The organism is Marinobacter sp. DUT-1 (genome assembly GCF_050379415.1).
Lineage (GTDB): Bacteria > Pseudomonadota > Gammaproteobacteria > Pseudomonadales > Oleiphilaceae > Marinobacter.
Genome location: NZ_JBNRLS010000006.1, coordinates 92,006 through 106,305, shown reverse-complemented (window position 1 = coordinate 106,305; position 14,300 = coordinate 92,006). Strand labels below are relative to the sequence as shown.

The 14,300-nt window shown below is 59.9% G+C and carries 11 protein-coding genes and 1 rRNA gene; 6 read left to right on the top strand and 6 right to left on the bottom strand.

The window, feature by feature from the left end:
- Positions 1-13: 13 nt before the first annotated feature.
- Positions 14-128: ribosomal RNA gene (gene rrf / locus ACQUTG_RS17345) — 5S ribosomal RNA — on the top strand.
- Between the two features lie 331 nt (positions 129-459).
- Here the strand turns inward: rrf and ACQUTG_RS17340 are convergent.
- The 6 genes from ACQUTG_RS17340 to ACQUTG_RS17315 all read right to left on the bottom strand — a co-directional run bounded on the left by ACQUTG_RS17340 (position 460) and on the right by ACQUTG_RS17315 (position 9,511).
- On the bottom strand, positions 460-3,975 hold the full coding sequence (locus ACQUTG_RS17340) for a PAS domain-containing hybrid sensor histidine kinase/response regulator (RefSeq protein ID WP_428920583.1): 3,516 nt from the start codon (positions 3,973-3,975) through the stop codon (positions 460-462).
- A 51-nt stretch (positions 3,976-4,026) separates the two neighbouring features.
- Positions 4,027-4,533 carry a hypothetical protein gene (locus ACQUTG_RS17335; RefSeq protein ID WP_428920582.1) on the bottom strand — a complete coding sequence of 169 codons (507 nt, stop codon included), beginning with the start codon at positions 4,531-4,533 and terminating at the stop codon, positions 4,027-4,029.
- 97 nt (positions 4,534-4,630) lie between these two features.
- A complete protein-coding gene (locus ACQUTG_RS17330) occupies positions 4,631-6,397 on the bottom strand; it encodes a sodium:solute symporter family protein (RefSeq protein ID WP_428920581.1) in 1,767 nt (588 codons plus the stop codon).
- Between the two features lie 6 nt (positions 6,398-6,403).
- Positions 6,404-6,667, bottom strand: a complete 264-nt coding sequence (locus ACQUTG_RS17325) for a DUF4212 domain-containing protein (RefSeq protein WP_113862171.1) — start codon at positions 6,665-6,667, stop codon at positions 6,404-6,406.
- A gap of 210 nt (positions 6,668-6,877) precedes the next feature.
- Positions 6,878-7,585 carry a 3'-5' exonuclease gene (locus ACQUTG_RS17320; RefSeq protein ID WP_428920580.1) on the bottom strand — a complete coding sequence of 236 codons (708 nt, stop codon included), beginning with the start codon at positions 7,583-7,585 and terminating at the stop codon, positions 6,878-6,880.
- Positions 7,586-7,597: 12 nt separating this feature from the next.
- Positions 7,598-9,511, bottom strand: a complete 1,914-nt coding sequence (locus ACQUTG_RS17315) for a putative nucleotidyltransferase substrate binding domain-containing protein (RefSeq protein ID WP_428920579.1) — start codon at positions 9,509-9,511, stop codon at positions 7,598-7,600.
- Positions 9,512-9,680: 169 nt separating this feature from the next.
- On the opposite strand from ACQUTG_RS17315, the gene smrA reads away from it, so the two are divergent.
- From smrA to ACQUTG_RS17290, 5 genes are all read left to right on the top strand, one after another.
- On the top strand, positions 9,681-10,262 hold the full coding sequence (smrA, locus tag ACQUTG_RS17310; RefSeq protein ID WP_428920578.1) for a DNA endonuclease SmrA: 582 nt from the start codon (positions 9,681-9,683) through the stop codon (positions 10,260-10,262).
- Between the two features lie 61 nt (positions 10,263-10,323).
- Positions 10,324-10,518, top strand: a complete 195-nt coding sequence (locus tag ACQUTG_RS17305; protein WP_428920577.1) for a hypothetical protein — start codon at positions 10,324-10,326, stop codon at positions 10,516-10,518.
- 72 nt (positions 10,519-10,590) lie between these two features.
- Positions 10,591-11,070, top strand: coding sequence for a (2Fe-2S)-binding protein (locus tag ACQUTG_RS17300; RefSeq protein WP_428920576.1), 480 nt, complete (start codon positions 10,591-10,593; stop codon positions 11,068-11,070).
- Between the two features lies 1 nt (position 11,071).
- Positions 11,072-13,276 (top strand): molybdopterin cofactor-binding domain-containing protein, encoded by a 2,205-nt coding sequence (locus ACQUTG_RS17295; protein ID WP_428920575.1) that lies wholly within the window; start codon positions 11,072-11,074, stop codon positions 13,274-13,276.
- A 43-nt stretch (positions 13,277-13,319) separates the two neighbouring features.
- Entirely contained in the window at positions 13,320-14,264 is a 945-nt protein-coding gene (locus tag ACQUTG_RS17290) for an XdhC family protein (protein WP_428920574.1), read from the top strand.
- The last annotated feature ends 36 nt before the right edge of the window (positions 14,265-14,300 follow it).

Sequence of the window (14,300 nt, the reverse complement as noted above, 5' to 3'; positions counted from 1 at the left end):
ATCAACCGTTTTGCCTGACGACCATAGCGGTCTGGAACCACCTGATCCCATCCCGAACTCAGAAGTGAAACAGACCAGCGCCGATGGTAGTGTGGCATGGCCCATGCGAGAGTAGGTCATCGTCAGGTTCTTAATCCCAAAACCCCGACAGCGTAGCTGCCGGGGTTTTTTTATGGGATTAAGAACCTGACGATGACCTGGTGTCGGCTACAAACGGCCCCCATGCGACAAGGCTGCCTGCGGCAGCCGCAGGACGTCGGAGCGCAGCGACGACGGGCCCGAAGGGCCGAGCGCGACAGCGCGAGCAAAGTAGGTCATCGGCAGCACATAGTGCTGCCCGATACCCATGCTCAACAGGTGCTGCCCAAACCTCCCCTTTGGACAAAACAAAACCCCGTGCCTATTAGGCACCGGGGTTTTTTATACACGCCATAAACCAACCGAGAGGACAGCAGCCAATCACCCCCGCTTCTGCTTCAACTGCTTGTTCACCATCGCCCTCAACGCAGCAGGTTTAACCGGCTTGTAAAGAATCTGGTAGCCCCTCTCGATCGCATCTTCACGCACTTCAGGCGCCATATAGCCGGTGATGAGTATTCCTGGAATATCCTCGCTGATAGCCGCCCTCAGACTGTCCATGGCATCCAGGCCATTCCGGTTGTCATCCAGCTGGTAATCGGCAAGTATGATATCCGGCTGCTGGCCATCGAGCTTCTCCAGTGCATCCTCAAGGCTTTCCGCCGAGGTTACGTCACACTGCCAGTTGCCCAAAAGGGCGGCCATGCCCTGCAGGATTGCCGGATCGTTGTCGATACACAGTACCTGGAGCCCCCCCAGGCTTGAAACCCGCCTTGGACCGGACGCAGGCTTGGCGCTTGGTTCGGTCTGCTCAGGAGCGGCCGAGGGCACAGTGATACCGAACACACTACCGCGCCCCTGGACTGAATGGACGCTCACCGGATGGTTCAGCATGCCACTGATCCGGTCGACAATCGCCAGTCCCAGGCCAAGGCCCTTCTTGTCGCGCCCGTGCTGGAAGCGGCGGAACTCCTCAAAGATATGGGCCAGCTGGTCTTCAGGAATGCCGGGGCCGGTGTCCCACACCTCGATCCGGATATAGCCTTTCAGGCGCCGACATCCCATGAGTATCTTTCCGCTCGGTGTATAGCGGATAGCATTTGACAGGAAATTCTGGACCACCCGGCGCAGCAGTTTTGCATCGGATCTGACCCAGGCGGTACTGGGCACCACATGCAGTTCCAGACCCTGTTCCTTGGCGATGGCGGTGAAGTCGGTCGCCAGGTGGCGCAAGAGCTCATTGACCGGGAAAACACCGATATCCGGCTCCAGGGCCCCGGCATCCAGTTTTGAGATATCCAGCAGGGTGCTGATGATTTCTTCCGCAGCACCCAGGGAGCTGTCGATATGTTCTACAAGTTCCCTGGTTTCGTCATCATTGGCCTTGCCGGCAACAGCAGAGGTAAACAGCCGGGCGGCATTCAGTGGTTGCAGCAGGTCGTGGCTGGCTGAGGCCAGAAACCGGGTCTTGCTCTGGTTGGCCTGCTCGGCCACGGATTTGGCTTTGAGCATCTGCTCGTTGATGACCTGCAGCTCCTGGGTACGTTCCTTGACCCGTTGCTCCAGGTAGATATTGGTCTCTTTCAGCGCCTGTTCGGTTCGGCGCATTGCCGTGATGTCCTGGAAGGTGGTCACATAGCCGCCACCGGGGATGGGGCTGCCGTCGATCCGGAGCACCGTGCCATCGGGGCGTTGGCGCTCGTAGGACATCGGTTTGCCCTCGCGCATGCTGTTGCAGCGGTCGGCAATGATCTGATCGATGCGTCGAGCTGAATGATTGGCGTTGGTGAGGTTGTAACGCATCAGGTCTTCCACCGGCCGGCCAACCCGAACGAAGCCCTTGGGGTACTTGAAAAGCTCAAGGTAGCGGTGGTTCCAGACCACCAGTTGCTGCTGGTGATTCACCACCGAGACCCCGAGGCTTATGTTCTCGATAGCTGATTGCAGCAGCTCCCGGCTGAAGGTCATGGCCTGGGATGCTTCATCGACAATGCTGACTACATCCTCGATCTGCATGTCCCGGCCGGTGAGGGTGGATTCCAACACCACGCGGGCGGTGGAAGCGCCGATCACCGATGCCAATTGCCGCTCGATGTATTTCATCAGGTGCGTGGAGGCGGGGCGGTGAGGGTGCAGACGGATAGCGTTACGCCGTTCGTAGTTTCTGAAGATGGTCTCGGAGCGGTCCTCACCCATGAAACGGTCGGTCAGCGCCTGCAGATCCGAAATCAGGATCTCGCCCTGCCAGCTCTGGTGGTGGGCGGTCTCCGCTTTGGGTTGGGGGTCATGGAAGAACGAGGCGATCTGGATCTTCTCGCGCACCCGCTGACGGGTCAGCATGGACAGGACGACATAGGTTACGGTGTTGATCCCGAGACTCCAGATGATGCCGTGGCTGGTCTGGTCAAGGTCGGAGCCAAACAGGGCCGTGGGTCGGGTCCAGCCCAGGCCCCAGAGGCCATGGTTGATCAGGCTGTCTGCAATCCAGCCCGTGGTCGCCAGAGCCGGCAGGAGCAGGGTGTAGCACCACATCAGGAAGCCCAGCGCCAGGCCCCAGACGGCGCCCATGTAATTGCCCCGGCGCCAGATAATACCGCCCACCAGTGCCGGCCCGAACTGGGCCGCCGCGGCGAAGGACAGCAAGCCAAAGGCAGTCAGGCTGTAGTCTTCGCCGGCCATCCGGTAGAAGCCATAGGCGGTGAGCAGAACCACGAAGATCGCTACCCGGCGGATGCTCAGTAACAGGTAGCTGAGGTCGGTGCGCCGGTTCATGCCGGGGCGGAAGAACTTGAGAAGCGCCGGCATGATGATTTCGTTACTGACCATGGTGGCGATCGCAACCGAACAGACAATCACCATCGCCGCTGCCGCAGAGCCGCCCCCCAGGAATACCAGAATCGCCAGCCACTCTTCGCCGGCAAAAATAGGCAGCTGGAGGATCAGGATGTCCGGATTGCCCATGCTGATATCCGGCGACAGCAGGCCGGCGGCGGCAATGGGCAGCACAAAGGCGCTGGCCACCACCAGGTAAATGGGCATCGCCCAGCGAGCCACTTCGAAGTCCCGGTGGTCGGTGTTTTCCACCACCATGACGTGGAATTGCCGGGGCAGACAGATGATCGCCAGCATCGCTACGAGGGTCTGGGTAATGAAGGCTGGCGCCTCCAGTCCGTCCGTGGTCAGGGCACCGGCAAGATCCGCCGCCCGGACCTGGTCAAACAGGTCCCCGAAGCCGTTGTACAGGCCGAACCCGACAAACAGGCCGACGGCAACAAAGGCAATCAGTTTGATCAGGGATTCAAAGGCGACCGCCTGGATCATGCCCCGATGGTGCTCGGTGGACTCCAGGTGGCGGGTGCCGAAGAGCACGGTAAACACCGCCAGGGCCAGGGTGATGTACCAGGCCGAATCGTTCCAGGCGGCGGAACTGAGCTCCCGGTAGCCGGTGCCGCTCTCGGACAGGACGTTGAAGCCCATGGCAATCGCTTTCAGCTGCAGGGCGATGTAGGGCACGCTGCCAATGAGCGCAAAGGTTGCGATCATGGCCGCCAGAACCTGGGATTTGCCGTACCGGGAGGCAATGAAGTCGGCGATGGAGGTACTGTTGTTACGTTTACTGATGTAGATGATGCGCCGGAGCAATGGAGCTCCGAAGATGAACACCAGCAAGGGGCCGAGATAGATAGGCAGGAAACCCAATCCCTCCTGGGTGGCGCGGCCGACGGCGCCATAGAATGTCCAGGAGGTAAAGTAGACCGCGAGGGAAAGGGCGTAGATGTGGGTTCGCGCCAGGCGTTTCCGATACAGTCCCGGGTGCCTGTCACCGGCCCAGGCGATGACAAACAGAATGGAAATGTAGGTAATCGAGATTAATACCAGCAGCCAGGCGCTAATCATGAAACGCTCTTCTCGTTAAATCAGCTTGGAATCTCCGTTTCAAACCTCCAGTCAGTCGGCACAGACGGTCTGAAACAGCGGGTTGCCCGATTCAAGGACCTTCATGTTGTCCACCCGGGGTGTTCCGTCAGCGCCCAGAGGGACCAGCTCACGGCTTGCGCAGTTGATGAGGTGCACGCGATGGGAGACCGCGTCGGTCATCTTTTGCTCGAAACGATAGAGGGTGAAGCGCACGATGTCCGGATTGTCGGTATCGCGGCTGATGCTTTCCACATCCACGGTGGAAAACGCGGTGACGTAGGGGAACAGGAAAGTCCACGGGCGCCAGAGTATGCCGTCACTTTCGGTACCGACGACCACGGCCTCTTCCGGCAGCAGGGTCTGCTTGTGATCGTACCAGGTGTACTCGCCATAGATGAGATAGCCGAGCATGCCGGCGCCGGCAAATACCGGGATGAGCCAGCGGGGCGCCTTGTTGCGGGTGATGGCGCGGATACCCAGGGCAATGCCGGCCGCGCCGAGGCCGCAAAAGACTGTGGCGATAAAGGTCCAGAACATAAATCTACTTCCTCAAAAAAGAACGGGCTCCCTCGATGAGGAAGCCCGTCCAGTATCAACCTGTCAATTCATCGAATGAATCAGGTTGAGTTGTTGCTTAGTGGTCTTGAGCCTGACCGGCACCACGTGGGTAACGGACGCTTTCAACCAGCTCCTGAATCTCAACGGGCGGTTCTTCAGTTGCGTTGGACACAATGAAGGCTACCGCAAAGTTGACGATTGCACCAACCGCACCGATGGACAGCGGGGAGATGCCCAGTACCCAGTTCTCAGGGGTATCCGGCAGGTTGTTGGTGCCCGGGATGAACAGCCAGCCCTTGTACACGAAGATGTATACCAGGGTGAAGGCCAGACCGGACAGCATGCCAGCGATGGCGCCAGTGTTGTTTACACGCTTGGAGAAGATACCCATCATCAGCGCCGGGAACAGGGAGGCTGCGGCGATACCGAACGCCAGAGCTACTACCTGTGCCGCGAAGCCCGGTGGATTGGCACCAAGCCAGGTGGCCACCACGATCGCCACAGCCATCGAAATCCGGGCTGCCAGCAGTTCGCCTTTCTCCGTGATGTTCGGGTTAATGGAACCCTTGATCAGGTCGTGACTCACCGCAGAGGAGATCGCCAGCAACAGACCCGCCGCTGTGGACAGTGCCGCTGCCAGACCACCGGCCGCAATCAGACCGATGACCCAACCGGGCAGGTTGGCAATTTCCGGGTTGGCCAGTACCAGGATGTCCCGGTTAACGGTCAGCTCGTTGCCAGCCCAGCCACGCGCATCCGCTTCCGCCTGGAAGGACTCGCTGGCGTTGTAGTGCTGGATACGGCCGTCGTTGTTCTTGTCCTCAAACTGGATGAGACCGGTGACTTCCCACTCCTTGACCCAGTTCGGACGCTCTTCGTACAGGATCGGAGCCGCGTCAGTACCATCCGGGTAGATGGTGGTCATCAGATTCAGGCGAGCCATGGAAGCAACGGCCGGAGCAGTCAGGTACAGCAGGGCGATGAAGACCAGGGCCCAGCCGGCTGACCAGCGCGCGTCGGCAACCTTGGGTACGGTGAAGAACCGGATGATAACGTGCGGCAGACCAGCAGTACCGATCATCAGGGACAGGGTGAACAGAACCATGTTCAGCTTGTTGTCGATGTCGGCAGTGTAGGAGTTGAAGCCGAGGTCGGTAATGACCTGGTTCAGTTTCTCCAGAATCGGCAGGCCGGAGTCAGCGTGGGTCGAGAACAGACCCAGCGGCGGCAGCGGGTTGCCGGTCAGCTGCAGGGAGATGAACACAGCCGGGATGGTGTAGGCGATGATCAGTACGCAGTACTGGGCAACCTGGGTGTAGGTGATGCCCTTCATGCCACCCATAACGGCGTACATGAATACCACAACCGCTGCGATGATCAGACCCAGGGTCGCGTCAACCTCCAGGAAGCGGGAGAAGGCAACACCGGCACCGGCCATCTGACCGATTACGTAGGTCACGGACGCGACGATCAGGCAGATAACGGCCACCAGGCGGGCGTTCTTGCTGTAGAAGCGGTCACCGATGAACTCGGGAACCGTGAACTTGCCGAACTTCCGCAGGTACGGAGCCAGCAGCATGGCCAGAAGTACGTAACCGCCGGTCCAGCCCATGAGGAAGGTGGAGTTGGCGTAACCGCCGGCGGCAATCAGACCCGCCATGGAAATGAAGGATGCCGCTGACATCCAGTCTGCACCGATCGCCATACCGTTGGTGACCGGGTGAACGCCGCCGCCGGCAACGTAGAAGTCCTTGGTGCTACCGGCTTTCGCCCAGATAGCAATCAGGATATAGAGGAGGAAAGAGCCCCCTACGAAAATGATGTTGATTGCAAATTGGCTCATTCGTCCTTACTCCTCGTGTACGCCGAATTTTTCGTCGATCTTGTTCATGCGCCACGCGTAGTGGAAGATCAGAGCGATAAAGGTAAGGATGGAGCCCTGCTGGGCGAACCAGAAGCCCAGGTCGGTTCCGCCAACGGGAATGCCCGCCAGCATCGGACGAAGCAGGATGGCGCAGCCATAAGATACCAGGGCCCAGACAATCAGGCTCCCGAATATCAGGCGGAGGTTCGCCTTCCAGTAGTTTTCAGCGTCGTAGCTATGACCTGACATAGGATTCACTCCTGTGTTGTTGTTGTGGAGGTTGGATGGATTTTTGGTGAGGTATTTCGGTTAGAGAATTTATTATTCATATAAGTACTTCTCCGACTGTTGTCCCTAATGACTTTACTGGTCAACCAACATATAGATATTGGCAAAAGGTCTAATTCTCAGTAATTTGCCTTGGGATCGGTCAATTTTGTGAAGCGGTTTTGCCCTCCCTCAAAAACGATGCATGTTTTGCAATCTTCGGTGATAACGAAGCTTGTCATTCAATTCTTTCAGGGTTTTTACATCTTCTTTCCGGGCTTTGTTCAGAGCCACCAGGGTGAGTTCGGCAGTGGCAAGCGCATCGGCAGCCGCATGATGGCGTTCGCTGACTTCCAGCCGGAAGAAATCCGCCCAGTTGTCCAGGCCCTTGCCACCGGTTTTGGCGTCCGGGAAAAAGGCCGGTAACAGGTCGGCCACATCGATCCACAGGTGTTGCTGGGTATAGCCCAGCTCGGCCTTGAGCGTCTTTTCCAGGAATTTCTGGTCGAAAGCGGAGTGGTAGGCCAACACCGGGTCGCCGTTCATCCAGTCGAGCAGGTACAGCAGGGCATCCTCGGTTTCGTGGCCCTGGGTCAGGGCTTCCGGCCCGATGCCATGGATCAGTACCGTTTCACTGATATCCAGCTCGGGGCGTCTGAGAATGAGGTCGAACTGGTCATCGAGGTGGATCACGCCGCCGCTGACGGCTACGGCGCCAATGGCAATCACCTCGTCTTTTGCTGCATTGAGGCCGGTGGTTTCGAGATCCAGCACGATCAGCCGGCTGTCGGATAAGAGCTGGTCGCCTGCACTTTTGGGGGTAGGGAGGTTGTCCCAGTCGTGCTCGCCGATGGGCCCGGCCCTGCGCCGTTCCAGCCATTGTTTGATGTAGTCCAGCATCCTGTCCGGCTCTCAGAGTTGATAGGTTACTTCCAGCTTCTGCTGGAGTCGCTGGGCCTGGCGGAAAGATTCACGCAGGATCCGACGGTCCAGCGGGTTCAGGTCATCCGGATCGATGTAATTCGTGAGCTCCTCGCCCCGGTCCAGCATTTCCTGGTGAGCGCGCATGCGGATCGCCTGGATAAGGCTGTAGGCTTCTTTCCAGGCATTGGCATCCTTGGGGTCGAAAACACCTTTTTTCGCCAGTTCTTCCATCCGTTCCAGCGTGTTGGCGGATTCCACGCCGTTGGCCAGAGCGAACACCCGAACCGCTTCAACGAAGGGGGCCAGGCCCTGTCGTTTGAGGTCCAGGGCGTGTTTCTTCTCGTCATTCAGGTAGCGGAAGTTGCGGAACATCGTCAGCGGCGGTTTACGCTGGAAGGCGTTTCCGGCCAGCATCTTCTGGAACAGGGCATTCTTGCGGATCCGCGCCAGAACCTTTTCCAGCAGCTCGTGCAAGGGTTCGGTCGGGCCGAATACCGCCCGCATGTCCAGGAAAATGGATGAGTACACGAGATTCTGGGGCGTGGAGGCATCGATAAAGCGGATGAACCAGTCATCCCATTCCCGGTCGCTCAGACACAGTTTCGGGTTGCTGGCCATGATGTTGCCCTTGCACAGCGTGAAGCCGCACTCGGCCAACTCGTTGTTGACGGTCTGGGCGAAGGGCAACAGCTTCTCCCGGACCTGTTCCTCGGTCATTCCCTCTGGCGTCCGGAACAGGATGCCGTTGTCCTGATCGGTGAGCAGGGTCTGCTCCTGACGGCCCTCGGAACCGAAGGTCAGCCAGGTGAAGGGGATGCCCGGATCGTTCTTCCGCAAATTCAGTTCCAGGACCCGGCGCACCGTGACGTCATTGAGGGTGGTGATGATCTTTACCACCTGACCGGAATCGGCACCATGGGCCAGCATGGCATCCACCAGCCGGGATACGTCGCTGCGGAGGCTCACGAGCGTGCGCAAATGAGTGGCCGTTCCAATGGTGCGGGCCAGGTTGACCAGATCTACCCGCTGCAGCGCGAACAGGTCCCGCTCGGAGACCACGCCGATCAGGCGTTGCTCATCGTCAATCACACACAAGTGGGCAAAATGGTGCTCGGCCATCAGCATGGCGGCTTCGAAGGCATCCGCATGGGCCGGCAGGCGGCACGGGTCGGGTGTCATAACCTGGCGGACCGGTGTATCCAGGGGGCCCTTTTCCTCGGCGATCATGGTGCGCAGGTCCCGCAGGGTGAAAATGCCGATCGGGTGCCGGTTGTCGTCGGTGATAATGATGCTGCCGACATTGTTCTCGTGCATGCGCGCCACCGCCTTGCGTACCGGCAGATCCGGAGAGCAGACGATGGGGTTGCGCAAGGCATAGCGTTCCAGTGGTGTGTCCAGACTGTTGCTGGAACCCATGGACGCCATGGCGTTGGACTGGATGCGCTGGTTCACCTGGTCAAGCAGGCTGCTGACGCCCCTCAGGCAGAAATCCCGGAACGGGTCGCTCTCGGCAAACAGTGTGATGAAGGCGTCCTGTTCAATGCTCAGGCAGAAGGTGTCGCCATCAGCCCGATGCAGGGTGCGGGTGGGGCGTTCGCCAATGATCGCGGCCAGCGGGAAACACTCGCCCCGGCTGATTTCAAAGGTGGTCTCGGTACGGTCTTCCTTCTCATTGTGGCGTTCGCCACGGATCCGACCCTGTTTGACCACGTAAAATCGTTTGACGATGCCGTCATCCGGTGAGAGTACCTCGTCACCATCGGCAAAGAACCTGAGGGTCGCGTGCTCGGCAAAATGGGCCAGATGGGCATCGTCCATGCTGGAGAAAGGTGCATGCTCCCGCAGGAAGCCCATGATGGCGCGGGTGTTCTGGGGGCGGTTACTGTCCTGATTCGAGGCCATGTCCGGATCCATTCGATCATTATTATTGTCCGCCTGAGTGTAGTGCAGGACCGGGAATCGGGCCCTACGATTTTGGTCGCAGGCGGCAGTCTGGGTGGTTGGTTTCTTTATGGTATACCGGGGCGGTGGTAAAGTTCTGATATCAGTCAATCCAGATACAAACCGATCCATGACCAGTAAAGATGAGCGCCTGGCCTTCCTGGAAGAAATGAAGGACGTCCGGCGCATCCGCAAACCGAACCGGGCGGAGGTCTCCACGCCCAGGGAGCTGACTCCGGGCCACCTGGAGCGTCAGCGCTCGGCGGTGGAGAAACCGCTGAAGGATGTCAATCCGCTGACTTCCGATATGGTGGAGCCACTGACCGCGCACGATATTCTGAGTTGGCAGCGGCCGGGCATCCAGCATGGTGTCTTCCGCAAGCTTCGACTCGGTCAGTATCCCATTGAAGCCCGCCTCGACCTGCACCGGATGACCGTTGAGCAGGCCCGGCGGGAAGTATTCAACTTCATCGGTGATTGCGTCCGGTACGGCCTTCGCTCGGTGATCATTCTTCACGGCAAGGGCGAGCGTAACCCTGACGGCATCGCCCAGCTGAAAAGCTACCTCGCCAAGTGGCTACCCGAACTTGACGATGTGCTGGCGTTTCATTCGGCCCAAAAACACCATGGTGGCACCGGCGCGGTGTATGTCATGGTACGGAAGAGTGATCGCGACAAGCAGCGCAATCGAGAAATCCACGGAAGCCGGTAGGGTTTTCATTCCTTTCCAACATCATGTTGAAACACCGGGAAAACCGGTATTGGAGGTAAGTGTGGTTAAGCAGTTCGTTGTGATTGTGTTCTCAGTGCTGGCTCTGGCCGGCTGCAAGGATCGCGTGATCTGGAATGACAACGGCAAGGTCGAGGAAGCCACGGAGAGCCGCGAGGTCTGGAATTCGAACGGCCAGATGGACTCCGGCGAGCGCAAGATCTGGGTAAACAAGGACGGCGAGGAAGTCGTCAAATAAAAGCCCCGGTGCCGACCTGCCCCGTAAAAACAGAAGCGGGCTGACAAAAAGCCCCTGCACAGGAGAGAGGGAATGGCATTGCGCCTGACAGTGAATGGCGAGACTCACTTGCTGGATATCGAGGCAGATACGCCCCTGTTATGGGTGCTGCGGGACGAACTGGGCCTGCCGGGTACCAAGTTTGGTTGCGGCGCCGGTTTGTGTGGCGCCTGTACGGTGCACCTGAACGGGCAGCCGGTGCGCTCCTGTTCTACTCCCGTGGAAATGGCAGAAAATGGCGAAGTGACCACGATTGAAGGTCTGGGCAGTGGCGATCGGTTGCATGCATTGCAGCAGGCCTGGATTGACCACGGGGTACCCCAGTGCGGTTATTGCCAGTCCGGGCAGATCATGAGCGCCGCCCATCTGCTTGCGACCAATCCCTCACCGGGTCGTGACGAGATTGTTGCAGCCATGACTGGCAATCTCTGCCGGTGTGGCACCTACAGCCGGATCATCGCTGCCGTGGAATCCGTGGTTGCCGGCGAGCAGCCGGCGCAGGCGGAGGTGTGACATGGCGATGAACCGAAGGGATTTCCTGAAAGTCGGTGCCGGAGCGTCCGGCAGCCTGGTGCTTTCCCTGTCTCTGCCCGGCTGCGCCGGACTTCCCGCGGGCTACGAGGAGGAGACCGGCGAATGGCGCCCGGATGCCTGGCTGGAGATTACCCGGGATGACCGGATCTATTTCACCCTGGCGCGGGTGGAAATGGGGCAGGGCACCTACACCGGCCTTACCACGCTGATTGCCGAGGAACTGGAAGTGGCACCGGAGGCCATCGAGCCGCGCTTTGCCCCCGTTGCCGATGAGTACAAGAATCCGTTGTACAAGCTGCAGCTCACTGGGGGCAGCACCAGTCTGGCTACCAGTTGGGAGCCACTGAGGACGGCCGGTGCCTCTGCCCGGCAGATGCTGATCCGCGCGGCTGCAGGCGTCTGGCGGGTCGATGCCGCTGAGTGTTCGGCCAGTGATGGTCGGGTCATCCACCCCAATGGCATCGATTCCATGCGCTACGGTCAGCTGGTCGAGCTGGCTTCCAAGGAAGTTCTGCGCGGGGACGTCGCGCTCAAGCCGGCAGCCGAGTGGAAATACATCGGAAAACAGAACCGGCGGCTGGATGCCCGGGCCAAGTCCACCGGCAAAGCTGTATACGGCATTGATGTCAGCCTGCCGGACATGGTGTACGCCGTGGTCACCCGCCCACCCCGTTTCGGCGGTAAGGTGCAGTCGTTCAATGGTGATGAGGTCCGGGCCATGCCCGGGGTTCTTGAAGTCATGGAAATCGACCGGGGCGTGGCCGTCGTCGCTGACAAGTACTGGCGTGCCCGCAAGGCCCAGGACGCCCTGAGGATCCAGTGGGACTTCTCCGGGGCGCTGGGGCTGTCCACGGGCGAGGTGTTCGAGACCTATCGCAAGGCGGCGGATGAAGATGCCGGCGAGTCAGAGCGGAGCGAGGGCGATACCGAAAGCGTTCTGGCAACTGCTGACAAGGTGGTGGAGGCCGAGTACAGCCAGCCTTACCTGGCGCATGCCACCCTTGAGCCCATGAACGCTACCGCCTGGTACCGCAACGATCATATGGAGATCTGGGCGCCGACCCAGGCGCCGGATCTGGGCCGGATTGCCGCTGCCCGGGTGACCGATCTTGCCCCGGACGAAGTCACCATCAACACCACCTTCCTCGGGGGTGGCTTTGGCCGCCGCCTGACCCAGGACTACATCGAAGAAGCCGCGGCCGTCGCGTTCCGCGTGGACCAGCCGGTGAAAGTGATCTGGTCCCGGGAAGAGGATACCCGTCACGATCTGTACCGCCCGGCGATGCTGCACCGGATGAAGGCGGGCCTGAACAAGGGTGAGCTCAGTGGCTGGGATCACCAGATCGTCGGCCCGCAGATTCTGAACTGGTACGTTCGCAATGCTGGCCCGGCGCAGTTCCCGTGGACGCCCAAGTTCCTTTACGACACCCTCGGCAAGGTCGGAGTCTGGGCCGAAGGCATTGCCACCCCGAAAGATATCTCCGCCATCGAGGGGGCGATCGAGTATCCCTACCAGGTGGCAAACATCGATATCCGCCATACCCATATCGATCCGGGGGTTCCCATTACCTGGTGGCGCTCGGTGGGTTATTCCCATAATGGCTTTGCCGTCGAGACGTTCATGGATGAACTGGCCCACGAAGCGGGGCAGGACCCTTACCGCTTCCGTCACCGCCTGCTGGAGAACGAGCCCCGACATCGGGAGGTGCTGGACCGGGCGGCCCGACTGGGCGGCTGGGATACGCCGGTACCCGAGGGTCGGGCCCGCGGTATTGCCCTGATGCGCAGCTTCGGTACCTACGTGGCACAGGTTGTGGAAGCCGGAGTCGAGAATGGCTCGATCCGGGTCTATAAGGTTGCCGCGGCCGTGGATTGCGGCCAGGTGGTCAACCCGGCAATCGTGGTTGACCAGATCGAGGGCGGTATCCTGTTCGGCCTGACGGCGGCATTGTATGGGGAGATTACCCTGGAACAGGGTGAAGTCCAGCAATCCAACTTCCACGACTACCCGCTGTTACGGCAGTACGAGCGGCCGGAGGTCGAGGTGGAAATTGTGGAGAGCAGCGAGACACCGACCGGCGTCGGTGAACCCGGTGTGCCGCCCGTGATTCCGGCCCTGGGCAATGCCCTGTTTGCATTGACCGGCAAACGTCAGCGGACCCTGCCTCTGAAAGCGGAGGCCTGATGGCTGCGGGAGTGCGCCCGTGATTTCCGGTCAGGTCTCCGTTATGGACAGTGTCCGTTGTTGGCTGTATGGGGGCGAACGGGTCTGGTTGTGCACCATCGTGGAAACCTGGGGTTCGTCTCCGAGGCCGGTGGGCTCCTGGCTGGCAGTGTCGGAGACCGGTCGCTGGAGCGGCTCGGTCTCTGGAGGCTGTCTGGAGGAGGATCTGCTGCGCCGAACTGCCACTGAAGGGCCCGTCGAATCACTCCTGATTGACTACGGAATTACCGACGGGGACCGGGACCGCTTCCAGCTGCCCTGTGGCGGACGGATCCGGTTGCTGGTGGAACCGTTGGTACCGTCGGACAGCTTGACTCACATCGAAAGCGTGTCCAGCGCATTGGCTGAACGACAACCGGTTGTGCGGGAAGTGTTCGTTGGTGGCGGTATGCGTCTTCTGGGAGCAGAATTCAATGTCCGCAATGGCGTCGCCTTTGACGGGCAGACCCTGGTGCACTCCCTGCAGCCGGAGTGTCGTCTGCTGCTGATTGGTGCGGGCGAGGTGGCGCGTCATGTGGCGGAGTTCGCCTCGGCTGCCGAATTCTCCGTCACCCTGTGCGAGCCCCGGGATACCTTTGCCGATGGCTGGCAGTATCCGCATATTCCCCTGAGCCGTCGGCTGCCGGACGACATCATTGCTGACGACTATGGTGATCAATGGTGCGGGGTTCTGGCGCTGGCCCACGACCCCCGCGTGGATGACATGGGTTTGCTGGCAGCGCTGCAGTCGCCGGCGTTCTACGTCGGTGCCATGGGGTCTCGCAAAACCTCCGAGGCACGCCGGTCGAGGCTTGCCTCACTGGGACTGGATGAGTCGGCGCTTGCCCGGCTCAGAGCACCAATCGGAGTCAATATTCCCAGCAAGACTCCGGCGGAAATTGCCATTTCCATCGTGGCGGACCTGATTGCCGCACGACATGATTTGCGGGCAGCCCAACCATCCCTATAATGGCGACAATCGAGGGTTGATAATCTCCGGTAGGCG

What these genes read in the sequence shown, in the direction of transcription:
- ACQUTG_RS17290 (WP_428920574.1), top strand. Translation starts at nt 13,320, where the DNA reads ATGGACAGTGTCCGTTGTTGGCTGTATGGGGGCGAACGGGTCTGGTTG.
- ACQUTG_RS17295 (WP_428920575.1), top strand. Translation starts at nt 11,072, where the DNA reads ATGGCGATGAACCGAAGGGATTTCCTGAAAGTCGGTGCCGGAGCGTCC.
- smrA (WP_428920578.1), top strand. Translation starts at nt 9,681, where the DNA reads ATGACCAGTAAAGATGAGCGCCTGGCCTTCCTGGAAGAAATGAAGGAC.
- ACQUTG_RS17320 (WP_428920580.1), bottom strand. Translation starts at nt 7,585, where the DNA reads ATGCTGGACTACATCAAACAATGGCTGGAACGGCGCAGGGCCGGGCCC.
- ACQUTG_RS17330 (WP_428920581.1), bottom strand. Translation starts at nt 6,397, where the DNA reads ATGAGCCAATTTGCAATCAACATCATTTTCGTAGGGGGCTCTTTCCTC.
- ACQUTG_RS17300 (WP_428920576.1), top strand. Translation starts at nt 10,591, where the DNA reads ATGGCATTGCGCCTGACAGTGAATGGCGAGACTCACTTGCTGGATATC.
- ACQUTG_RS17315 (WP_428920579.1), bottom strand. Translation starts at nt 9,511, where the DNA reads ATGGCCTCGAATCAGGACAGTAACCGCCCCCAGAACACCCGCGCCATC.
- ACQUTG_RS17325 (WP_113862171.1), bottom strand. Translation starts at nt 6,667, where the DNA reads ATGTCAGGTCATAGCTACGACGCTGAAAACTACTGGAAGGCGAACCTC.
- ACQUTG_RS17335 (WP_428920582.1), bottom strand. Translation starts at nt 4,533, where the DNA reads ATGTTCTGGACCTTTATCGCCACAGTCTTTTGCGGCCTCGGCGCGGCC.
- ACQUTG_RS17340 (WP_428920583.1), bottom strand. Translation starts at nt 3,975, where the DNA reads ATGATTAGCGCCTGGCTGCTGGTATTAATCTCGATTACCTACATTTCC.